At 49.2% G+C, this 22848-nt stretch carries 25 protein-coding genes and 1 tRNA gene; 7 read left to right on the forward strand and 19 right to left on the reverse strand.

Features of this window, described 5'->3' with window-relative positions; translation table 11 throughout:
* The first annotated feature begins 15 nt into the window (after positions 1-15).
* Both IEV19_RS10630 and acs read left to right on the forward strand, forming a co-directional pair.
* The gene (locus IEV19_RS10630) at positions 16-1707 is read left to right on the forward strand and encodes a sodium:solute symporter family protein (RefSeq protein WP_188370625.1); all 1692 of its coding nucleotides are present in this window, start codon (positions 16-18) and stop codon (positions 1705-1707) included.
* A 10-nt stretch (positions 1708-1717) separates the two neighbouring features.
* Positions 1718-3625, forward strand: coding sequence for an acetate--CoA ligase (gene acs / locus IEV19_RS10635; protein WP_188370626.1), 1908 nt, complete (start codon positions 1718-1720; stop codon positions 3623-3625).
* A gap of 2 nt (positions 3626-3627) precedes the next feature.
* Here the strand turns inward: acs and IEV19_RS10640 are convergent, their stop codons facing one another.
* From IEV19_RS10640 to IEV19_RS10680, 9 genes are all read right to left on the reverse strand, one after another.
* A complete protein-coding gene (locus IEV19_RS10640) occupies positions 3628-4014 on the reverse strand; it encodes a hypothetical protein (RefSeq protein WP_188370627.1) in 387 nt (128 codons plus the stop codon).
* 4 nt (positions 4015-4018) lie between these two features.
* Positions 4019-5866, reverse strand: a complete 1848-nt coding sequence (locus IEV19_RS10645; RefSeq protein WP_188370628.1) for a glycoside hydrolase family 2 protein — start codon at positions 5864-5866, stop codon at positions 4019-4021.
* 1 nt (position 5867) lies between these two features.
* Entirely contained in the window at positions 5868-6035 is a 168-nt protein-coding gene (locus tag IEV19_RS10650) for a hypothetical protein (protein ID WP_188370629.1), read from the reverse strand.
* Between the two features lie 98 nt (positions 6036-6133).
* Positions 6134-6898 (reverse strand): hypothetical protein, encoded by a 765-nt coding sequence (locus tag IEV19_RS10655; protein WP_188370630.1) that lies wholly within the window; start codon positions 6896-6898, stop codon positions 6134-6136.
* Positions 6899-7015: 117 nt separating this feature from the next.
* Positions 7016-7435: a cytochrome P450 family protein gene (locus tag IEV19_RS10660; protein WP_188370631.1), complete on the reverse strand. Its 420-nt coding sequence runs from the start codon at positions 7433-7435 to the stop codon at positions 7016-7018.
* 110 nt (positions 7436-7545) lie between these two features.
* Positions 7546-8025: a DinB family protein gene (locus tag IEV19_RS10665; protein ID WP_188370632.1), complete on the reverse strand. Its 480-nt coding sequence runs from the start codon at positions 8023-8025 to the stop codon at positions 7546-7548.
* Positions 8026-8103: 78 nt separating this feature from the next.
* The gene (locus tag IEV19_RS10670; RefSeq protein WP_188370633.1) at positions 8104-8691 is read right to left on the reverse strand and encodes an SET domain-containing protein; all 588 of its coding nucleotides are present in this window, start codon (positions 8689-8691) and stop codon (positions 8104-8106) included.
* Between the two features lie 58 nt (positions 8692-8749).
* Positions 8750-9310 (reverse strand): VanZ family protein, encoded by a 561-nt coding sequence (locus tag IEV19_RS10675; RefSeq protein WP_188370634.1) that lies wholly within the window; start codon positions 9308-9310, stop codon positions 8750-8752.
* Between the two features lie 44 nt (positions 9311-9354).
* Entirely contained in the window at positions 9355-9924 is a 570-nt protein-coding gene (locus tag IEV19_RS10680; protein ID WP_188370635.1) for a DUF1697 domain-containing protein, read from the reverse strand.
* Positions 9925-10156: 232 nt separating this feature from the next.
* Here IEV19_RS10680 and katG point away from each other — a divergent pair, with 232 nt between their 5' ends.
* The gene (gene katG, locus IEV19_RS10685; RefSeq protein ID WP_188370636.1) at positions 10157-12409 is read left to right on the forward strand and encodes a catalase/peroxidase HPI; all 2253 of its coding nucleotides are present in this window, start codon (positions 10157-10159) and stop codon (positions 12407-12409) included.
* A 65-nt stretch (positions 12410-12474) separates the two neighbouring features.
* Here the strand turns inward: katG and IEV19_RS10690 are convergent, their stop codons facing one another.
* From IEV19_RS10690 to IEV19_RS10705, 4 genes are all read right to left on the reverse strand, one after another.
* Positions 12475-13245 carry a DUF6090 family protein gene (locus IEV19_RS10690; RefSeq protein ID WP_188370637.1) on the reverse strand — a complete coding sequence of 257 codons (771 nt, stop codon included), beginning with the start codon at positions 13243-13245 and terminating at the stop codon, positions 12475-12477.
* Positions 13246-13369: 124 nt separating this feature from the next.
* A complete protein-coding gene (locus IEV19_RS10695; protein ID WP_188370638.1) occupies positions 13370-13933 on the reverse strand; it encodes a nuclear transport factor 2 family protein in 564 nt (187 codons plus the stop codon).
* Positions 13934-14025: 92 nt separating this feature from the next.
* Positions 14026-14940: a glycoside hydrolase family 16 protein gene (locus IEV19_RS10700; RefSeq protein WP_188370639.1), complete on the reverse strand. Its 915-nt coding sequence runs from the start codon at positions 14938-14940 to the stop codon at positions 14026-14028.
* A gap of 89 nt (positions 14941-15029) precedes the next feature.
* A complete protein-coding gene (locus IEV19_RS10705; protein ID WP_188370640.1) occupies positions 15030-15551 on the reverse strand; it encodes a GNAT family N-acetyltransferase in 522 nt (173 codons plus the stop codon).
* A 107-nt stretch (positions 15552-15658) separates the two neighbouring features.
* Here IEV19_RS10705 and IEV19_RS10710 point away from each other — a divergent pair, with 107 nt between their 5' ends.
* Positions 15659-15955 (forward strand): hypothetical protein, encoded by a 297-nt coding sequence (locus IEV19_RS10710; protein ID WP_188370641.1) that lies wholly within the window; start codon positions 15659-15661, stop codon positions 15953-15955.
* 133 nt (positions 15956-16088) lie between these two features.
* Here IEV19_RS10710 and IEV19_RS10715 read toward each other — a convergent pair.
* A tRNA-Met gene (locus tag IEV19_RS10715) sits at positions 16089-16161 on the reverse strand.
* Between the two features lie 121 nt (positions 16162-16282).
* Between IEV19_RS10715 and IEV19_RS10720 the strand changes: the two genes are divergently transcribed.
* Together IEV19_RS10720 and era are read left to right on the forward strand one after the other, a co-directional pair.
* Complete coding sequence (locus tag IEV19_RS10720; RefSeq protein WP_188370642.1) at positions 16283-17647, forward strand: alanine/glycine:cation symporter family protein; 1365 nt, start codon at positions 16283-16285, stop codon at positions 17645-17647.
* Positions 17628-18518 (forward strand): GTPase Era, encoded by an 891-nt coding sequence (era, locus tag IEV19_RS10725; protein WP_188370643.1) that lies wholly within the window; start codon positions 17628-17630, stop codon positions 18516-18518. Before IEV19_RS10720 ends, era begins: the two co-directional genes overlap by 20 nt.
* Here the strand turns inward: era and IEV19_RS10730 are convergent.
* Complete coding sequence (locus tag IEV19_RS10730; RefSeq protein WP_188370644.1) at positions 18509-19018, reverse strand: GTP-binding protein; 510 nt, start codon at positions 19016-19018, stop codon at positions 18509-18511. The two genes, era and IEV19_RS10730, sit on opposite strands and share 10 nt — an antisense overlap.
* A gap of 128 nt (positions 19019-19146) precedes the next feature.
* On the opposite strand from IEV19_RS10730, the gene der reads away from it, so the two are divergent.
* A complete protein-coding gene (gene der / locus IEV19_RS10735) occupies positions 19147-20448 on the forward strand; it encodes a ribosome biogenesis GTPase Der (RefSeq protein WP_188370645.1) in 1302 nt (433 codons plus the stop codon).
* Between the two features lie 3 nt (positions 20449-20451).
* Here the strand turns inward: der and IEV19_RS10740 are convergent, their stop codons facing one another.
* From IEV19_RS10740 to IEV19_RS10755, 4 genes are read right to left on the reverse strand one after another with little or no spacing between them, the layout of a single operon-like run.
* Positions 20452-20913, reverse strand: a complete 462-nt coding sequence (locus IEV19_RS10740; RefSeq protein ID WP_194419548.1) for a hypothetical protein — start codon at positions 20911-20913, stop codon at positions 20452-20454.
* 46 nt (positions 20914-20959) lie between these two features.
* A complete protein-coding gene (locus tag IEV19_RS10745; RefSeq protein WP_188370647.1) occupies positions 20960-21772 on the reverse strand; it encodes a TPM domain-containing protein in 813 nt (270 codons plus the stop codon).
* Positions 21753-22196, reverse strand: a complete 444-nt coding sequence (locus IEV19_RS10750) for a TPM domain-containing protein (RefSeq protein WP_188370648.1) — start codon at positions 22194-22196, stop codon at positions 21753-21755. Before IEV19_RS10750 ends, IEV19_RS10745 begins: the two co-directional genes overlap by 20 nt.
* Before the next feature lie 3 nt (positions 22197-22199).
* Entirely contained in the window at positions 22200-22799 is a 600-nt protein-coding gene (locus tag IEV19_RS10755; protein WP_188370649.1) for a LemA family protein, read from the reverse strand.
* Positions 22800-22848 lie beyond the last annotated feature (49 nt).

Genomic DNA, 22848 nt, shown 5'->3' on the forward strand with positions numbered 1-22848 from the left:
TTTAACGCTTTGAGTATGGACGTACAGAGCTGGACGTTGCTCCTTGTGGTCATATCCTTTTCCCTTTACATCGGGATCGCCATCTGGTCCCGTGCCAATTCCACCAGCGATTTTTACATCGCAGGAGGCCATGTCCCGCCCCTGGCCAACGGACTGGCAACTGCGGCCGACTGGATGTCTGCTGCTTCCTTTCTGGGGATGGCCGGACTGCTCTCATTTACCGGCTATGACGGATCGGTATACCTGATGGGGTGGACGGGTGGATACGTCCTCCTCGCCCTCCTTCTGGCTCCTTATCTCAGAAAATTCGGCAAATTCACAGTGCCCGATTTTATTGGCGACAGGTACTATTCCAATATCACCAGGACGGTGGCGGTTTTCTGTGCTCTCATGGTCTCTTTTACCTATGTGGCCGGGCAGATGAGAGGGGTAGGCCTGGTCTTCTCGAGATTCCTGGAAGTACCCATAGATACAGGGGTGATCATCGGGATGCTGATCGTTTTATTCTATGCCGTACTGGGGGGTATGAAGGGGATCACCTATACCCAGGTTGCCCAATACTGTGTCCTGATCTTCGCCTTTATGGTCCCGGCCATCTTTATCTCCATCCAGATGACAGGCAATCCTGTACCCCAGCTGGGGATGGGTTCCCAGGTACTGGGTGAGGAGACTTACCTCCTCGACAAACTGGATGGACTTTCAGAAGCCCTTGGTTTTACAGCTTATACGGATGGATCCAAGTCGACCCTCGACATCCTCTGTATCACGGCAGCCCTTATGGTGGGTACAGCGGGATTGCCCCATGTCATCGTCAGGTTCTTTACAGTGCCCAAGGTGAGGGACGCGAGAAAATCTGCGGGTTATGCCCTGCTTTTTATTGCAATCCTGTATACAACTGCCCCGGCTGTAGCTGTCTTCGCCAGGACCAACCTCCTGGAAACTGTGAGTGGTCAGCCCTATGAAGCCATGCCCGAATGGTTTCGAAAATGGGAAACGACCGGACTTATCCTCTTCGAGGACAAGAATCAGGACGGCCTAATTCAATACACGGGGGATGCAGAAATTAATGAGTTGACTGTGGATCCGGACATCACTGTGCTGGCCAACCCCGAAATTGCCGACCTGCCCAACTGGGTGATTGCCCTTGTGGCTGCCGGAGGCCTGGCTGCGGCCCTTTCAACAGCAGCGGGGTTACTGCTGGTTATCTCTACGGCCATCTCCCACGACCTGATCAAAAAACAATGGAAACCGGATATCTCGGACCGAAGCGAGCTCGTCCTGGCACGTATCTCTGCTGTGATCGCCGTGTGTATCGCTGGATATTTTGGTATCAATCCGCCTGATTTTGTGGCAGCTACGGTAGCTCTGGCCTTTGGCCTTGCAGCAGCTTCCTTTTTTCCGGCCATCATTCTGGGGATCTTTTATAAAAAGATGAACAAGGAAGGGGCCACGGCCGGTATGGTGGTAGGCATTGGAGCGATGCTCTATTACATGCTTAGATTCAAATTCGACATGTTCGGAGGAGGAACATCTGAAGACTGGTGGTTTGGAATCTCTCCTGAAGGCTTTGGAACCGTGGCAATGTTGCTTAATTTTATAGTCTCCCTCTCTGTTTCGGCCTTCTTCCGTGATCCGCCCGAAGAGGTTCAGGAGATTGTGGAGAACATACGTCTGCCAAAAGGGGCCGGAGAAGCCAGTCCGCATTAAAAATGATCCTATGAGTAATTACAGTATCAAAAACCTAGAAGAGTATTTCCAGCTTTACAGAAAATCGGTAAGAGAACCCGAGAATTTCTGGGAGGAGATCGCAGAAGAACATTTCTTATGGAGAAAACGCTGGAAGCGGGTCATGAGATGGGATTTTTCCAAGCCTGAAGTGACTTGGTTTGAAGGGGCAAAATTGAATATCACAGAAAATTGTCTGGACAGGCACCTCGCCATAAGGGGGGAGAAGACCGCGATCCTTTTCGAACCTAACGACCCTGAAGAGAAAGCCCAGCATATTTCTTACAACGAATTGCATAAACGCGTATGCCGTTTTGCCAATGTCCTGAAATCCCAGGGAGTAAAAAAAGGGGACAGGGTCTGTATATATCTGCCTATGATCCCTGAGCTGGCTATTTCGGTCCTGGCCTGCGCACGAATAGGTGCCATACATTCTGTGGTCTTTGCCGGCTTTTCTTCCCAGGCACTGGCTGCGAGGATAAACGACTGTGACTGCAGGACGGTGATCACTTCCGACGGTTCTTACCGTGGAGCAAAGACCCTGGATCTCAAAGGTATCGTAGATCAGAGCCTGAAGGACTGCAAAGGGGTGAAGACTGTTCTTGTGGTTAATCGCACGGGGGGAGAAGTGGAAATGGTAAAAGGAAGGGACCATTGGATAGAACCTCTGCTGGAGAAGGCCAAAGATGAATGCAAACCGGAGATCATGGATGCCGAAGACCCCCTGTTTATCCTCTACACTTCGGGATCAACCGGTAAACCCAAGGGTATGGTGCACAGTTCCGGCGGATATATGGTATTCACAGCCTACACTTTTAAAAATATATTCAGGTACAGAGAGGAAGACATTTACTGGTGCACGGCAGACATCGGTTGGATCACAGGACATTCCTATATCGTATATGGGCCCCTGGCCAACGGAGCTACAACGGTTATGTTTGAAGGGGTGCCTACCTATCCCGATCACGGACGATTCTGGGAGGTGGTGGCCAAACACAAGGTCAATCAATTCTATACCGCTCCGACGGCGATTCGCGCCCTGGCCAAGGAAAGCCTTGATTACGTGGAGAAATACGACCTGTCTTCCATCAAGGTACTGGGAACGGTAGGGGAGCCTATCAATGAGGAGGCATGGAACTGGTATAACAACAACATCGGAAAGAATAAGAGTCCGATCGTAGACACCTGGTGGCAGACCGAGACCGGTGGCATCATGATCTCTCCCATCCCTTATGTAACTCCCACGACACCTACCTATGCTACCTTGCCCTTTATTGGGGTGCAGCCGGCCCTCATGGATGATAAAGGCAATGAGATCAAGGGGAACCAGGTCGAGGGGAGGCTTTGCATTAAATTCCCCTGGCCTTCCATGGCCCGAACGATATGGGGGGACCATAAGCGGTATTACGACACCTATTTTTCGGCTTTTAAGAATATGTACTTCACAGGTGACGGCGCAATGCGGAATGCCGTGGGATACTACAGGATTACGGGAAGGGTTGACGATGTGATCATCGTCTCCGGACATAACCTGGGAACAGCACCCATAGAAGATGCCATCAACGAGCACCAGGCCGTCTCTGAATCTGCTATAGTAGGATTCCCGCATGAAGTTAAAGGGAATGCGCTTTACGGCTTTGTGATCCTGAAAGAAGTTGGGGAAGCCCGGGACAGGGAGAATTTGAAAAAAGAGATCAATCAGCAGATCGCCGAGCATATCGGCCCGATCGCCAAACTGGATAAGATCCAATTCGTACCCGGATTGCCCAAGACCAGGAGCGGGAAGATCATGAGGAGGATCCTCAGGAAGATCGCAGCGAATGATACCTCTAACCTCGGGGATATCAGTACATTGCTGAATCCAGAAGTGGTAGAAGAGATCATCAAAGACGCCCAGTAAGATCAGAGCAGGGCATATAGCACGAATCCCCCAAAAGCGAAGGATAATGGCGTCAGCAATCGGATTGCCGGCGGGGGTAAGAGGGCCGCGCATTTTTTGGCGTAGGCGTGGTGCCAGCGCCTGGGAAGCAGGATCAGCACTGCGGAAGTCCCCAGCATAAACCACCCCAGCCATTCAAAAATCACAGGAAACCGTGATTCAGGTGCACAAAGGATGAGTCCGGCTGCAGGGATCATCCGAAGGATGAGTTCCCCGTAATTGATCAAAGGGGTGCTCCCGGCCTTGCTGAGGATTCGCCACACGAGGGTGGGGGATACGAGCATCATAAAACCCACTGCAATCAGGAAGAGGCCGAAAAATGCCGTGACGATCTGGGCTGCGAGGTCCATGGACTTATTCTTTTGACAGGTAATATTTTTGCAGGGTGTAGAAAGCTTTCTTTTTTATGCCCTCCTCAGAGATCAGCCCTTTTCGGTTCCAGCCATCCTGGATTTTAGGGAGCATCCTGCGTGGCGACCTGAAGTCTACAAGGATCCAGGGAGACATGCCCCTCAATTGTTCAATAGAGCTAAGCATTTTGATGTTTTCTTCATAGAGGTATTCCTGGTAATCTTCTGTCCAACGGGTGTGTTTGTCTCCAAAATATCCTTGTTTCGCCCCGCCACCGAATTCGGATATGAACACAGGTTTATTCTGTTGGATCTTCCAGCTTATTTTTTCGGCTTTGTCCGGAAGGCCGTCATACCAGCCGATGTACTGATTAAAGCTTAAAATGTCGGTTACCCGGGCAAAATCGTCCTCAATCGTCCTGACCCAGGGATCTCCCTGATATGAACTCTGTTCAAGTGCTGCACTGATCAGGCGTGTCGGGTCCAGCGATCTCGTCAGTTCGGCCAGATCTGTCAGGAAACGGTTCCTCGCATTGCTTGTGGGTGTTTCATTGGCCATGGACCAGATAATGACAGATGCCCGGTTTCTGTCCCTCCTGATGAGTTCCTGTAACTGGTTGGCGGCGTTCTCATAGGTAGCCTCATTTTCCCAGGAGATAGTCCAGTAGACCGGAATTTCCTCCCAGACAAGAATGCCAAGTGAATCTGCGAGCCTGACCATGTGTTCGTTGTGAGGATAATGTGCAAGGCGCACAAAATTGCATCCCAGCTCTTTTGCCCAACCCAATAACTGCCTGGCGTCTGCTTTGGAATGCGCACGGCCTCCCCTGATGGGACTCTCCTCATGAATGGAAATTCCTTTTAGGAAGACAGGACGGTCATTCAATAGTATATCCCTTCCTTTTACAGTAATGGTTCGAAATCCGACCATGTCTGTTATGGTGTCCTCCTTTGTATTGAAAATAACTTTATAAAGTTTAGGGTCATTTACAGACCACAGCCTGAGTGAATCAACAGAAGTACGAAAAGATGCTTTGCCTTTTTCATCGGTCTTTAAGAGTACCGACTTACCGAGTTCGGGAATGTGTACTTCTACTTCTGACCCGGACCGGTCTATACCGTTCAACTGTACCAGGCCGACAATATGCCCCGGATCGTCGCGCTCCAGTTGTATGCTAAAGCCCTCTATGAATGTGGAAGGAGTTTCCAATAGGTTTACATCCCTTGTGATGCCCCCGTAATTCCACCAGTCGGTATTTACCGTAGGCACCCCGTCTTTCAGGCGTTTGTTGTCAACCTTTACAACCAGGGAATTGACAGTATCCTTCAACAGGGAAGTAATTTCAAAGGAAAATGGGGTGAAACCTCCGGTATGACTCCCAAGTTTCTGGCCGTTCAGATATACGTCAGCCTTGTAATTGGCTGCACCAAAGGAAAGAAAAACACGATTCGCAGGATCCTTTATAGTGGAATTGAAAAGCCTCCGATACCAGACAGTTCCTTCGTAAAAGAATAGTTTCTCTTTTTGTGTATTCCAGTCGCCGGGAACATAAATGCTGTCACTGAGATCGAAGTCGTATTCGATAAGTTCTGACCGATCTCGGGGTTTGCTATCGGTAAAAAAGGCATTCCTGGATGTATCTTCCTGCTCCTCGAACGGTTCCAGCCTGTAATTGTAATAGCCATTTTCATAGGGGTCCACTATATATTTCCAATATCCGGATAAGGATTCCGAAGCCCTGACGTTGGGGTTGACATAGGGTGTCGCCTGAGAGAAGCAAGAGAGGGAAAGCAACAGGAATAAAGCAGGGCAGCCTATTGACAATATCGATTTGAAGCGCGCGAATGACATGTTAGTTTTTGTCCTTCAGAAAGGCATATGTAAATCCGTTTTGAAGGGTAAACCCAACGGCCAGTACACCGATCAGGATCTGGTATTGAGGATGATCCCCGACAAGGGAAGAGGCCAGCAGAATGACCGCTGCCCAGATAAGGGCGTTTAAGATCAGAACTTTTTTCATAGCATTGAAATGAGGATTATTATAAAAAAGCTGTTTATGGATAAAGAGGCTCCTGAATCAAATAATAAATGGCGACCGGTTTGAGCATTCGTCTCAGGTCATTCTTGCACAAAATACACCCTGGCCCACTTGTGATTTTTCTTATCCGTTGTAAGGGTGTCTATTTTAATTTTACTTCCTTTTTTGGCAACCCTTACGAATTGCGGCAATCTGTAATTATTTTCCTTTCTGGGTTTGTCTGCCCTGACATTGGCCCCTTTGATCAGATCATAGGTCTCTCCTTCTTTGGGAGTACCCGCAATGATCCGGTCGCTGGTCAACCCGGGTGTAAAGTTTCCGAGGTAGAGCCAGTCGACAGCCGCGATTTTTTGCTCTTCATTAGTTGTGGCGAATTCAGTGGCATTAGCGGTTTGTTCATCGATCTTATCGATGATCTGTAAGGCGTTTCTCTGAATATCAGAGAGATGGGATAGTTGAACTGAATCTCCGGGATTCAGGTCGATGTTTTCAAGCACCCGATTTACTACGTTTTTGATCGCTGTGTCCCTTGTGCCTATATCGACCAGGACGTCCATCAAATGGGGCTTTCCCGGGGCGAGGATCATCTGGGCCGCGATCTGGGGATCATCGTCTTTTTTTAACATATAAATGGCATAGGCACCCATCTTGGAGGTGGTAATATCCTTATCTGCGATCATTTCCATAAAGGGTTGCATGGCAGAAACATTGGCGATCTGACTTTCGATCTGGGTGAGGCTCCTGTTAAAGAAATATCCCATTACGGCGACAAGGACAGGGGTGAGGAGCAAAATGATGGACTGGGTGATCTCCCAGGCTGATTTTGATTTCTTGGTTTCAGACATCGGTGTGTTGGTTTTTAGGTTTATATATGATGAAAGGTTCGTTGGAGCTCGATTTTGATAGGATCATTTGATATCTGACCTGAGATAATGAATGACCTGGAGAACGAGTTTCAGACTTCATTTTTTTGATATTCTGCTGCCTAATTTTCCGCCTAACCAACCCATTGGGATATAGGCCAGGACGAGGTCGAGGGTCGAGAACCAGCCCGGAGCCGGCAGATTGATCACGTTGATGATCCCTCCCGCAAGAAAAGCCACCCCTATGACCATGGCGAACAGCATTTTCCTGTTGGCGGCTATCCTGGCGGCGAAATACGCCCCGACGAACGTCCCTATGGCATGTGCCAGGAATGGGAAGATAAAGTGCTTGGGTTCAAAGAGCGACATACTCTCGGCAAGTCCTTCCATGGTACTTACATCGGCTCCTTCGGGCAGGGAGATAACCCTGCCGTTCAGGGAGATAAAGAACATGTTTACGGCGCTGCCTATGACCAGTCCCGCGATAACAGCTAAAATATTCCTGAAGATGGGATTCATGGTGGTTGGTTTTTGTTGTTGACTGATTCAGGGCAGGATCTTCCCAACCCCTTTTGTTAAAATTAGGGATTTTATCCTAAACGGTAATAACATTTATGAGGGTTCCGGTGTCAGAACTTCCTTTCTTTCAGGAGTTTTCTGATCAGGACGATCTGTCCGAGATGGTAATGGCTGTGTTCTACCAACCCGTAGAGATTACGTTCATAGGAGCCGTACTTCGGGTCTGAAAAGATCTCGTCCAGCTTTTTATCGGACAGGTTTCGGGCCAGTCGGCCAAAGGTCCGGGCATCCTCCCAGACCTCTTCGAGAAAAACATTCCAGCCTTCCCGTGAGTTGATTTCAGGGACGTCAAAGCTTACAGCATCTTTTCCTTCCAGGGGCTGCCCCTGCAATACCCGGTTCACCACCTTGATAAAATAATTGATATGGTAGACCAACTCTGAAATGGAGTGCAAGGAGGCTATTTTCTGATGGGCCTCTTCCCAGGTGAGTCCTTCCAGGGCACCCTGCAGGTTGACGGCGGTCCAGTTTCCCCCAAAGTGGAGGTCCTCGAGGTTCTTTGCGATGAAGGAAGTCTGTTTATTCGACATAAAAAAGCCGTTTCCAACCCACTCTAAAAAAGACCCGTTCTTTCTTAAGCGAAGTTTTTTAAGACGCCGGGAGTGTATTTATTTCCCGCGGTAATAATTCAAAAGTATGGAATCCATCTCTTTTTTTCCGCCGATGATGTCTTCGACGGTCTTCCAGGTAGAATCATTAACCAAAGCCCTGAGGGGTTGTTTCTTTTCAGATATCAGGTTAAAAACCTTGCGAAGTTCGGCATCCCATACCTCGTGGTAACGCAAAAGATCATCCGGAAATACCACTTTCCGATCTGTACCTTCATCCACTCCCGTGAAAGGTTCCTGTAAGTTCAAATATCCGTAATCATCTGTGAGTTGTTCCCCTTTTTTGATGTCGCGGATGGCGATCTCGAATTCGTAGGCGGTGGAGAGGCAATTCGACCTGAAACTGTGGTTGACGTAGCGCCCCAGATCCCAGCAAAGGACATAATGTCCCTTATTATTCCTGTAGGTGTAGGTGTCAAGGATAGTCTTGTAGATGGGAGGCATCTTTTCGTATTGTGCAGAGGTGAACTCCCTGTCGAGCGCATCCAGTACCCAGGTAATGGTGCCGGCCGGGATATCCCTGGTGGCCACCACGCCGTAGCCTATGGTCTTATTTATAAATCGCAGTTCCGTATCAGGGTGGATCATAATATTGGGGATAATGGATGACCTGATTAAATGTACTTATCATTTAGATTCGCCCGACCTACCTAACCGCCTTTTTTTTGAGAAAATTTCTCAGCAGGAAAAGTGCTACGGAGGTGGTAATGGCCATGGTCACGGCTATGCTGTTAAAGGCGATGTCCTGGGGGTCGAATACTCTGTTGGGCAGGAAGAACTGTATCCCTTCATCCAGGGCACCCAGCAATACGCCGCAAATCCAGGCGGTAATAGCGGGCTTCCAAATCCTGTTTTCTGTTGCGTATCTTTTTCCGAATGCCTTGTGCAGAAGTACGGCAAGTACGCTGTATTCGATAAGGTGGCTGCGTTCAGGAGCACCCAGCCTGAAAAAGAACATGACATAGACCGCTGCTATACCGATCAGAAAGGCGTATTCTACTGCACCGGGTCTCCGGATCAATCCGTGCAGCAGCACAGCCACGGCAACCAACAACATACCCGATAAAAATATCACTGCCTGAACATTCTGGTCTCTCAGTTCATTAGCCAGAGGCTGACCTATAAAGAGGGTGGACAGGATCGTCAGATAAACCACCATAACTGCTATCCACAGATGCTTCTCCTTTATTTCTGTTATTCTGAACATAGATGCCTTTTGAGAATTCTGAAGATTTCAGCTTTACTCTTATTTTATTTGCTATCTGAACTGAGCTTCTTTGCGATCCGTTGAATGGTTTTCCAATTCCTGGTCGTGACCCCTTTTCCATAAATTCTTTCGACCAGGGCCATTGCTTTTGGCGTATCGCTCTTGTTGAGATCCAGTATGCTATAAAGAACTTGCCCACTCTGCCTCAGGATTTTAAAAGATCCGTCCTCGCTGCTCATGGGGTATTCATTTGTATCTTTGACCGTATTGCCGAGGAACGTAACGTAACAGCGGGTCTTTTCGTTCAACTCCTCGTCTCGGAAGGGTTCTGTTTTGGACATACCCTTAAGAATTTCGGCATCCAAAACTTGTGTGGGTATCTCAAAAGCAAACACCTCCCTCAGGTGAGAGGAGATGTGATCCTGAATACTTGCAGTATCGTGATTGTCTGACAGGAAAATCACATTACCCGAATTCAAAATAGTTATAACTCCTGTATACCCCATATTTTGCATTTCCTTTTTTAATTGGGCCATAGGCATCTTGTGGTGACCTCCCACGTTGATGCCTCTCAGAAGGGCTATATAGGTCTTTGATGAAGTTTTCGATACCATCGATCTGAGGTAGATTTGTTACTCCTCAAAAGATACAGAGATAATCTTATATCAGTTGAATAATTCGCTTCGGAATACCTTTGAGTACCCCACCCTGAGAGAAGATCGGAAAACTACATGAGCCATAGTTTATATCGATACAAACCTTCCGGATCATAGGAATTCATTTGGTAACTTTGAGGAACTTGAGAAATTCAAAACGAACGCTCTTAATAAACCTAATTACGACACCATGGAAGACTTAAAAGACAGAACTGGATCATCCAACGGTTCAACCTACCGTGCGAATGATGAAAGTAAGTGCCCTTTCCTTAACGGGGAACTGCAGCAGGTGGCCGGAGGCGGGACAACCAACAGAGACTGGTGGCCCAACTCTCTCAACCTGAACATCCTCAGGCAACACTCTGAACGCGTAAATCCTATGGAAAAGGATTTCGACTACGCAAAGGAGTTTAAAAGCCTTGATCTTAAGGCTGTTAAAAAGGATCTTACAGACCTTATGACGGACTCCAAAGACTGGTGGCCTGCAGACTACGGACACTACGGACCTTTCTTTATTCGTATGGCCTGGCATGCCGCGGGTACCTACCGAATCTCTGACGGTCGAGGCGGTGGAGGCACAGGGGCTCAGCGCTTTGCTCCCCTGAACAGCTGGCCCGATAATGCTAACCTGGACAAAGCCAGGGTACTGTTGTGGCCTATCAAGAAGAAATACGGAAAAAAACTCTCCTGGGCAGACCTGCTGATCCTCGCGGGGAACGTGGCCCACGAATCCATGGGACTCCCCATGTACGGCTTTGCAGGCGGCCGGGAAGATATCTACCAGCCGGAAGAGGATATCTACTGGGGATCTGAGACCGAATGGCTCGGCAATAAAGAACGCTACAATGAAAAAGGAGAACTGGAAAGACAGATGGGAGCCGCACACATGGGCCTCATATACGTAAACCCTGAAGGTCCCAATGCAAATCCAGACCCTGTAGCTGCAGCACACGATATCCGTGAGACCTTCGGTCGTATGGCCATGAACGACTACGAGACCGTGGCTCTGATCGCAGGGGGACATACCTTTGGAAAGACACACGGGGCTGCCAAGGACTCAGAATTCCTTGAGGCAGAACCTGCCGGAGCACCCATCGAGTTGCAAAGCCTGGGATGGAAGAGCAATTTCAAGAGTGGAAAAGGTTCGGATACCATTACCAGCGGACTCGAAGGAGCCTGGACAGATACTCCCGTCAAGTGGAGCCACAAATACCTGGAAAATTTATTCAAATACGAGTGGGAACTCACCAAGAGCCCGGCCGGGGCATGGCAGTACCAGCCCAAGGACGGAGCGGGTGCCGGAACGGTACCGGATGCCCACGACCCAAATAAGAAACACGCACCCTTCATGCTGGTGACCGACCTTTCCCTGAGGATGGATCCGGCTTATGAAAAGATCTCCCGCCACTTCCTGGAGAATCCGGAAGAATTCAAGGAGGCCTACCAAAAAGCCTGGTTCAAACTGACACACAGGGATATGGGGCCGAAAGCGAGATACCTGGGATCTGAAGTCCCCAAAGAGGATCTGGTATGGCAGGATCCTGTCCCCGCAGTAGACCACGAGCTCATCGATGAGAAGGACATTGCAGGGTTGAAAAAGACGATCCTCGCCACTGGCCTTTCTGTTTCAGACCTGGTGCGAACTGCCTGGGCTTCTGCTTCCACTTTCAGGGGATCCGATATGCGCGGTGGGGCGAATGGCGCCAGAATTCGACTTGAGCCTCAGGTAGGTTGGGAAGTCAACAACCCGGTTCAACTCGGAAAAGTTCTGGACACCCTTACAAAGGTGCAGTCTGATTTCAACGGAGCTCAGAAAGGAAACAAAAAAGTATCTCTGGCAGACTTAATCGTCCTCGGAGGATGTGCCGCAGTGGAAAAGGCCGCCAAGGATGGGGGTCAGGATATCAAAGTGCCATTCACACCGGGTAGAACAGACGCAACTGCAGAGATGACCGATGCAGAAGCCTTCGATGTATTGGAACCAATGGCAGATGGATTCAGGAACTACCGCAAAATCAAATCATCCGTTTCTACGGAAGATATGCTGGTAGACAGGGCACAACTGCTGACCCTTACTGCCCCTGAGATGACAGTACTCGTAGGGGGAATGAGAACCCTGAATGCAAATTATGACGGCTCTGCCCACGGAGTATTCACCAAAAGGCCGGGAACGTTGAGCAACGACTTCTTCGTGAACCTGCTCGACATGAGCAATGAATGGAAGGCGGTGGATGCAGACCAGGAGGTCTTCGAAAGCAAGGACCGCAGTACGGGAGAGAAGAAGTGGACCGGAACACGGGTCGACCTGATCTTTGGTTCCAACACCGAACTGCGTGCCCTGGCCGAAGTATACGCCTGTGATGATGCCAATGAGAAATTCGTAAAGGATTTCGTCAAGGCATGGAACAAGGTGATGAACCTCGACCGTTTTGATCTGGCCTAGATCTCAGCATCGATATATATGGAAAATGGCCCCTTTTGGGGCCATTTTTTGTGCTCTTTTTTGACTTAAGAATCTACTTCAAAGTCGATCAGCGAACGTATTGTCTTGATCTTTTCCAGCAGGGGCATGTAGTGCTCTCCCTCTACACTGATACTCGTAATGATAAAGGTGAGAATGTTGTTCTCAAATTCACGGCTTCTAAACATCTCCATGTTGCTGTAAAATACGTCGGATTTCTCTATTCCCATTATCTTGTTGCTGATCCCTGTTTGATCAAAAACGGTTCTGATGCTGGCGTTGTTTCTGCGAAACATATCCCTGATCTTTTCCCGCTCTAATCTCAGATCCTGTTCCTGTATTTTGATGCTTTCCAGGAACGAGCTCCACGAAGCGAGGTGAATCCTCAAGTCGTCGTTAGAAATATCCCGAAGGCTACCGGAACTGATCATCTCATTCAAAACGGCGTTGTTCGGGTAATAGGCGATTTCATAAGCGAAGGAATTATATCCCAGTTGGGAGAGCGTTTCTTCCAGATCAGAGGAAGGATTTTTATCAATCACGGAAAGGATCTTTTTTGCAGCCTCGTAATTCTTCCTGTTCACCTCCATGAGAGTTTCCAGTTTTTTCTGGCTCACCAAAAACTCTGATTGCAGGCTCTTGAGGTAGGTCTGTTCTTTTTTTCTGAGGATACGGTCCTCGTTGTAGTTGTTAATACTAAGGGCGATCAGAATGCCTATGACCACCAGGATGATCTCACCAATGGCGTATTTTAAATATTGTCCGGCCTTGTTTTTCTCGATGAGATTATAACGTATGCGTCTGAAAAATTTGATCATATGTATTAGGTGATCGGTTTAAGGGTGAAAGTAAAAAAAAACGCATTAGCAGAAACCCATATTTCAATTAGGATAAACAGAAAATGGCCCCAACCGGGGCCATTTTATAGTCTTAAACGGGAATTTATTCCTCTGCAACCTGTACAGCCAGGCCGTTTACGTCAAAGTAGTCGGAGGCAGCGGCGATCTTACCCTCATCATTTACTGAGATGATGGCGTAGAATTTGACACCTACGGGCTTGCCGGTTGCGGTATGGGTGGCATTCCAGGTACCATACACCCTTATATTGTTGGATTCCGTGGTAGCGGTGGCTTCAGGGAAGACCGAACCGGACCAGTAGCCACCTTCGGTTGCATTGGGTGTGGACACCCCGGGAGTAAAGCTGATGTCGTCAAAATTCTCGTGATAGTTCTTCAGGGCAGCCAGCAGGTCGTCCTTCCCTAACCATTGGTTGCCGTTGAACTGGGGCGGGCTCCATTGAAGGGTATCCGCCAGCAGGTTGGTAAGGGTTTCCAGATTTTCGGCTTCGTGGGCCTTGTAAAAGGCCGTGATGATGGCTACTTTGGAATCGAAGGCAGCGTAGTCAGGAGCTTCGGCAGCATCCATCTGCTCTTCAGATGCAGCCTGTTTGCAAGCAGAGAGGGCGAGTAAGCCCAGTACCGCAAGGGTAATGAATCGTGTTCTCATGGGTTGGTTATTTAATTGGTTTATAATGGTTTAAGGTACAAAAAATATAGAACCGAAAGGCATCCTTTTTTTAATGCCCGTAAGATTTATTGTCAGTTGCTATAGACCCTTACATAATCCACTTCCATGATTCCCTCTGTAAAGGATGCAGGAATTTCACCACCCAGATTACCCCCCATAGCCACATTCAGCAGCAGGTAATGAGGGTTGTCATAGGGTTTGTCTGTGGTATTAGACAGTTCATGGACCAGGGTATCATCTACGTAGATCCTCATATATTCCTCGTCCCATTGCAGAATGTACAGGTGGAATTCCTCTGTGGAACCGGGATTAGGGATAGTTGATCCCTCTGTTTGATAAGCGCCAGTTTGGGTGTTTCCCCAGTGGAAGTATCCCAGGGAAGTGTTTTTATCCCACCCCCTTTGTTCCATGATATCGATCTCCCCACAAGCTGGCCAGCCCACGCTGCCATATTCAGACCCAAAATAGTTTCCGGTCTCGTCAATATTGGCGCCCAGAGTCCAGATAGCAGGCCACGTACCCCCGGGTGACGGGAGTTTAGCCCTGACCTCCACCCGGCCGTAGGTAAAGGCGAATTTTGAATTCAATCGGGCTGAGGTAAAGGATTTAGTTATCCCATCAGAAGTATATTTTTCACGTAAAGCCCTAATCTTCAGAGTGCCGTCGCTGACATAGGAATTTTCCGGTCTTGCCGTGTAATGTTGTTTTTCTGCGTTAAACCAATGGCCTTTTGCCGGACCGACGACCTGGTAGTGCCATTTCTCAGGGTCCGGTCTGCCCTCGTATTCGAATTCATCGGAAAAGATCAGGGAGAGCGTATCAAGATGCTCCGATTTATGGTCAGATGTGATGTCATTGGCGGATCCGTTTCTGGTCTCAGCACCCATTGGGATGTCAATAACGGATTCATTGCCTGTAGAGGAGCTGGAGGAAATTAGGAAGATAGACAGCAGGATTATACTGAGAAGGACTTTAGTATGGTTCATCGGAGATTCAAAATTTTAAGTCACCAATGATACTCAATTTTTCCGGGAGTTAGGGTATGGTATTTCCAGGCACCTGAGTTTTGTAAGTCTCATATCTTTTTAACCATGTTGTACCATACAAGATCTTCCCCGTCCGGAAAATAAGGGGCATTCTTCTCGAACTGCATCCCCGCCTTTTCCATGACCCTGATGGAGGCGATGTTCTCCTTCATCGCAATGGCGACTATCCGTTGCAGTTTGAGGTCGTTGAAAGCATAGGTCAAAATGGCCCGCGTGGCCTCAGTGGCCAGGCCTTGTCCCCAAAATTCCGGCAGAAAGCGATACCCAACGTCAACTTCGTCAAATTCCGGGAGATAGGCCAGACCAGACCAGCCTACGAACTGGTCGCCCTCTTTCAGGACAGTCGCCCAGCGGCCATAGCCGTATTTTCGGTAATCCGCTTGTTTTTCGGCTATCTTATTGCGGATTCTTTCGGGTGTGGTGATGACCCCTTCCCCCGTATATCGCTGCACTACGGGGTGGGAATGCAGCCGCATCATATCATCTGCATCTTCGGGGCATAGTTCCCTCAGGATCAGGCGTTGGGTTTCTAGGATGGGTTTGGGTTTCATGGTTGGCAAAAGAGATGATGGAATAAAGATAGAATTTATCGGGACGGAATTATGCTGTGGACTGGATTCTTTCCTCCCCACCTTCGTTTCGGAAACATCCAAAGTGGATGGGTGCTGCACAGCAATTCCTTTTCCCCTCTCCAAAGCTCAGACAAGCCTGGCTTTTGCGACGGAAAAGTCCTTCTGATGGGAATTGCTTTGTGAAAGGACTGGATTGCTTCCTCGCTATGTTCGGAAGCGGCCTGGGGGGTGGCTGTACAAAGAAAGCCATTCGCCATGCTGTGCATGGCGCTGCTTTTTCATTTGCTACAAGTTTAACCAATATTGAAATTGCTTTGCCAAGGGGATTGGATTCTTTCCTCCCCACCTTCGTTGAAAACTTCGGTGGATCGGAAAGGGCCTAAGGAGGTAGCTTTACAAAGAAAGCCATCAAACTCGCCAGGGCGAGTTTGCTCCTTTTCCTTTGCTCCCAAGCTGGAACAAGTTCCGCTTGTCCGCAAAGAAAAAGCCACCAACTTTCGTTGATGGCTTTCTTTGTAGCGGGGACTGGACTCGAACCAGCGACCTTCGGGTTATGAGCCCGACGAGCTACCTACTGCTCTACCCCGCGATGTGGACGGCAAATATACAACGGTTTTTTAGCAATATCAAGATTTCCCCGGAGAATTATTTGGAGCCGCCGGGATGGCCAAACCTGTAAAAATACCTACCTTCGGACGCGAAGAAACTCTATGGAAGCGATCAACGATTTTCTTTCCGCCCTCATCCCATATACGGAATGGCCCATGTTTATCCTGCTGATCGGTGGGGGGCTTTTCCTGGTCTTCTATTCTCGGTTTTTGCCCTATCGGTTCTTTGGGCATGCGATCGCCATAACCTCCGGGAAATACGACGACAAGAATGCCAAAGGTGATGTGAGTTCCTTCCAGGCCCTAAGTGCGGCTGTGGCTGCCACGGTAGGCCTCGGGAACATCTCAGGCGTGGCCATCGCCATACACGACGGGGGACCCGGAGTAGTCTTCTGGATCTGGGTTACCGCCCTCCTTGGCATGTGTATCAAATTCTATTCCTGCAGCCTGGCCATCATGTACCGGGGTACCGACTCCGAAGGGAAGATGCAGGGTGGCCCCATGTTCTACATCACCCAGGGAATAGGCCCAAAGGCCAAACCCCTGGCCACCTTTTTCTGTATCTGCGGACTGTTTGGCTTCCTGGGGGTCTTTACGGCCAACCAGTTTACTGAGACGTTTATGAGTGTGGTAGACCCAGTAGAAACGGTGTACGCTACCAGTGAATTCAACTGGAAACTTGGGATCGGGATCGTGCTTGCGGTGATCACGTCCTTTGTGATCTTCGGGGGGCTGACCAAGATCGCCAGGGTGGCTTCGGCCATCGTACCCTTTATGGTCCTGGTCTACCTGGTCTCTGTGATCGTCGTTATGGCCCTGAATTCAGAACTCATCTGGCCTTCCCTGAAAATGATACTCACCGAAGCCTGGAATTTCAATACTGTCGTAACAGGTGGGTTCTGGGGCCTGGTGATCATAGGGATCCGCAGGGCTATGTTCTCCAATGAAGCCGGACTCGGAAGCGCCCCTATGTACCATGGACAATCCAAGAATGACGAACCCATTAAAGAAGGCCTGGTGGCCATGCTGGGTCCCTTTATCGACACCATCATGGTCTGTACCTTTACTGCCGTGGTCATCATCCTGAGTGGAGCATACCTCGAAGACGGAAGCGGGATCGTCATGACCCTCACCGCCTTCCGAAGGACCCTCTTCGGATACGGAGATGAGCTCCTGATGCTGATCGTCACCGCCTTTGCCCTTTCCACCCTCTTTACCTATTCCTATTACGGGGTAAAGAGTTTGTCCTTCCTCTCCAATGCGAGGATAGGTAAATGGTACAATGTGTATTTTGTGGTCATGATCATCTTTGCAGCCGTAGCTTCCCTTGAACTGGTCAAGAACCTGATCGACCTCTCATACGCCCTCATGGTCATTCCCAATATGATCGCGGTGTTGTACCTTGCACCCAGGGTGAATAAAGCCGCCAAAAAATATTTTGCCCAACATGCCCAACGTAAAACATAAAGCCGGTTTCGTCAACATCATTGGCAATCCCAACGTGGGGAAATCTACCCTCATGAATGCCTTCGTAGGGGAGAAACTCTCCATCATCACCTCCAAGGCCCAGACCACCAGGCACAGGATCCTGGGGATCGTGAACGGGGAGAACTTCCAGGTGATCCTTTCGGATACTCCGGGCATCATCAAGCCGGCCTATGAATTGCAGAGCGCCATGATGGACTTTGTGAAATCGGCCTTTGAGGATGCTGATATCCTACTGTACATGGTCGAGATAGGTGAAAAGGCGTTGAAGGACGAGGCCTTCTTTGAAAAGATAAAGAACAGCCAAATCCCGGTACTGCTTTTGTTGAACAAGATCGATACGGCAGACCAGGCCCTCCTTGAAGAACAGGTGCAATACTGGCAGGAACAATTGCCTAAGGCTGAACTCCATCCGATTTCGGCCCTGAGCAATTTTAACGTAAAGAACGTTTTTGAGCGTATCATTGAACTGCTCCCTGAGAGTCCGCCCTATTTCCCAAAGGACCAGCTTACGGATCGGCCTGAGCGCTTTTTTGTGAACGAGACCATACGTGAAAAGATCCTGAAACACTACAAAAAGGAGATCCCTTATGCCGTGGAGATCGAAACAGAAGAGTTCCTGGAGGAAGAGGGGATCATCCGGATTCGCTCCGTGATCATGGTGGAACGGAATTCACAAAAAGGAATACTCATCGGCCACAAAGGCAGCGCCCTGAAAAGGGTTGGGGTAGAGGCGCGCAAGGACCTGGAGCAATTCTTTGACAAGCAGGTCCACATTGAGCTCTATGTAAAGGTCAACAAGGATTGGCGCAGCGACAGCAGACAGCTTCGGAGGTTTGGGTATCAATCCTGAGCCTTGGCCTTATCTCCCAGTACATTCATCAGGAATGTGTGGAGTTCTTTCATCTGGGGTTTCCCCTTTTTCTTCCCGGCCCTTCCCATCGCATAGAAGATAAACCAGAGGACCACCATGCCTCCCATGGCTCCTATCAACCACCCATAGGGTTTGTTCAGGACGGCACTGCTGTAGGCCCAGATCCCGAAGATGATAAACAAGGTGGCCACCCCGAAGTGGAGGAACATAAAGAAGGTCCACAGGGTAGGGTTAGGCCCGAAAAGCCCATATATCCTGCTCCCTCCGTTCTCTTCTTCAAGGATCTCCAGGTGGAGCTGGGGCGACCAGAAGTGGGCGTCATCCGATTTGAATTTAATAAACACATGATCGTCCATCCGCTTGATGTGATAAGGAACCCCTTCTAACTCTTCAAAGGCTTCCAGCAGGGTCTCCTTGGGTTCCCCCCGCTCCAGGTTGAAACGAGGGCGCAACACGATCTCATTGGGCAGTGGTTTCATAGTCATTTTATCAAACGAGAAGTTACAATATTAGGTGCAATTTTTAGCTTTTGAGATCATAAGAGTTCTGATATTTCTCATCTTGTTTGTCAATACATTAATACTACCTTTGCCCCAAGTTTTTAGCTATGAGTGCAATTGTGGCCATTGTGGGCCGACCCAATGTGGGTAAATCGACCTTCTTCAACCGTCTGATACAACGGAGGGAAGCCATCGTCGATGCTGTGAGCGGTGTGACACGCGACCGTCATTACGGGAAGAGCGACTGGAATGGGAGGGAATTTACCGTGATCGATACGGGTGGTTACGTACTCGGCAGTGATGACGTCTTTGAAAAGGAGATCGACAAACAGGTAGAGCTCGCCATTGGGGAGGCTGATGCGGTTATTTTTATGGTAGATGTGGAGACCGGGATCACCGGCATGGACGAGGACGTGGCCAAATTGCTCAGGAAAGTGGAAAAACCCGTATTCCTGGCCGTGAACAAGGTAGACAATACGCAACGGCTGCAGGATGCCGTGGAATTCTATTCCCTGGGGCTGGGAGAATATTACCCCATCTCCAGCATAAACGGTAGCGGTAGCGGGGAGTTGCTCGATGACCTAATAAAAGTACTGCCGGAGAAAATAGAGGAGAAAAGTGAACTGCCCCGGTTTGCCGTGGTGGGCAGGCCCAATGCCGGTAAATCGTCCTTTATCAATGCCCTAATAGGGGAGGATCGATACATTGTTACCGATATCGCCGGCACTACCCGCGATAGCATAGATACCCGCTACAACCGATTCGGATTTGAGTTCAACCTGGTGGATACGGCAGGGATCCGGAAGAAATCCAAAGTAAGGGAAGACCTCGAATTCTACTCTGTGATGAGGTCCATCAGGGCGATCGAACACTGTGATGTCTGTATCCTCCTTTTGGATGCCACCCGGGGTTTCGACGGGCAGGTGGAAAACATCTTCTGGCTGGCGCAGCGCAACAACAAAGGCATCGTGATCCTGGTAAACAAATGGGACCTGGTGGAGAAGGACACACAATCGGTAAAACAGTACACCAAAGCCATTAAACAGGCTATTGAGCCCTTTACAGACGTCCCGATCGTCTTTATTTCTGCCCTGACTAAGCAACGGATCTACAAGGCGATAGAAACCGCAGTGGAAGTATATAAGAACCGCAGCAAGCGGATCCCCACGAGGAAATTAAACGATGTGTTGCTGCCGATCATCGAGCAGACCCCGCCTCCGGCCTACAAGGGCAAGTACGTAAAGATCAAGTACATCACCCAGTTGCCTACGCCCTACCCGCAATTTGCTTTTTTCTGCAACCTGCCTCAGTATGTCCGCGATCCCTACAAGCGCTTTCTTGAAAATAAGCTCAGGGAGCACTTCGACTTTACAGGGGTGCCCGTGACCATTTTTATGCGCAAGAAATAAGGCCTAGATCAGAATGATGGTGAAGATACCGGAATTGACCCTGTATTCCACAATAGCATTCTGAGAAGTGAGTTCCCTTATTTCCAGCCGGTCGCCACAACACGGATAATCAGTCACCCCGAAGGTCACCGAAATGTCGACCTCAAAGTCATTCCCAAGAAAGATCGTGTAGTTATAATTACCCGCCTTCCAGTCGAAACTGGAGATCTCCAGGTATCCGGTGGTCGCTCCCTGAGTATTAGGGAATACCTTTATCTGCAGCTCTTCTGTGGTGGCCCCTGTCACTTCAATATTTTCCAGGGTATAGGTTTCGTTGGAGATCACATTCTGGCCTTCGGAGATCAGCTCCAGGTTGATGGAATCCCCTGCTGCGCAAAGGACCAGAGAGCAATCAATACCTTTTTCTTCCACGCAGCCCAAAAGAGAGAAGCAAACGAATCCGATAAAGAAGTATCTCAATGCCAAAGCATACTTTTTAGTGAGAGTCATGGTTCTCAAAGGGGTTGCGTTCCTACCATCCCCCAGAGGCCCCGCCACCGCCGAAACCTCCGCCACCGAAGCCGCCGCCGAAACCTCCGCCTCCAAAGCTGCCACCTCCGAAGCCGCCACCCCGGCCTTTATAGCTGCCCCGACCCATGTTGCTGAGGATGATCACATCCCAGATATCGAGCCCCTTGTGGCGTCCGCCGCCTTTTCCGCCCCCTTTGTTCTTTCGGTTGGCGTAGATGATCAGCAAGACGATAATAAAGATCACGAAGAGGATCACGATCAGGACAAAGATGGCCTTTACTTCCTTGGCTACGGGATTGGTATTCTCCTCCAGCGCTTTCTGGAACTCTCCACTCAGTACCTGGAAGATAACATCGGCCCCTTTGTTGAGTCCGCTTGCATAATTGCCATTTCTGAACTCCGGAACGATGACCAGGTCGATGATCCTGCTGCACATGGCATCCGTGAGCCGGCCTTCCACCCCGTACCCTGTACTGATGGCTATTTTGCGGTCGTCATTGGCTACGAGGACCAGAACCCCGTTGTCCTCTTTCTCCTGCCCGATCCCCCATTTCTGACCCCATTGGGCACCCAGATAATTGATGTTCTCCCCTTCCGTGGAAGCGATGATGGCCACCACGATCTGGGTGGAGGTGGTGTCTGAGTAGCGGATGAGCTTTTCTTCCAGGGCTTTTCGATCGCTCTGAGACAACAGGGAGACATAATCGTATACACTGGTCTGCAGCTCGGGTTTCTCCGGAATGGTGAACTGAGCTGTACCCTGTGAAAAGATGCACAGGAACAGAAGAAGGATACTAGCTTTTAGATACCTCATTGCTCAATTCGTTTGTATCGTCGCTTTTAAATGGGAAGTGTACTTTTAATTCTTCCCCGGCTTTCAGGATTCCTGCCACGATCCCCTGTTTAAATTCACCTTTTTTAAAATGTGCCTGTATGACCTCTTTTGTATCATTCCAAAAGGTCTTGGGAACTACCTCGTTTATACCCTTGTCTCCATAGATCACAAAGGTTCTGTCCAACACTGCAATATAGATAAGGACCCCGTTGGCATCCCGGGTCTTGTCCATCTCGAGTTCGTGGAATACTTCCTGAGCCCGTTCGTAGTGGTCCGAATCGGTATGGTGTTCAATGTGCACCCGGATCTCTCCGGAAGTATTCTTCTCCGCCTCGCGGATAGCACGGACGATCTCCTGTTCCTCTTCCTGTGTTAAAAACGCTTCAACCTTAGATTCGGACATGGATTAATCGAATTCGAAGTTCACATCAGGGGCATTCTCTGAACCCGGACTGGCCTGGTAACGGGCCATTTCCTCAAAGCCGAACCAGCCGGCGAGAATCTTGTTAGGGAATTTGGTGGTATGGATGTCGTAGATATTGACGGCTTCATTGTAGCGGTCCCTGGCCACGTTGATCCGGTTCTCGGTGCCCTCCAATTGGGATTGCAGGTCGAGGAAGTTCTGGTTGGCCTTCAGGTCGGGATAGCGCTCAACCGTAACCAGTAACCTGGACAAAGCTGACGACAATCCGGTCTGTGCTTCCTGGAAAGCGGCCATTTTTTCAGGGGTCAGGTCATTTACGTCGATGTTGGTAGAGGTGGCTTTGGCCCTCGCCTCGATCACATCGGTAAGCGTTCCCCTTTCAAAATCGGCTGCTCCCTGGACGGTTTTCACCAGGTTACCAATGAGGTCATTACGCCTCTGATAGGTGCTTTCCACGTTAGACCAGGCCGTTTTGGCATTGGCCTCATATTCTACCGCGGTGTTGTTAAATCCTACTGCCCACTGGTAGAGCCCGAATGCGACCACGACCAGGATAATTACGGGAATTAACCATTTTTTCATAAGTGTTCAGAATTAAAGTTAGGTATCTGTATGTCTAAAAAAAGCCCCA

Origin of the sequence: Muriicola marianensis (genome assembly GCF_014638095.1) — a bacterium.
Taxonomy (GTDB): Bacteria; Bacteroidota; Bacteroidia; order Flavobacteriales; family Flavobacteriaceae; genus Muriicola; species Muriicola marianensis.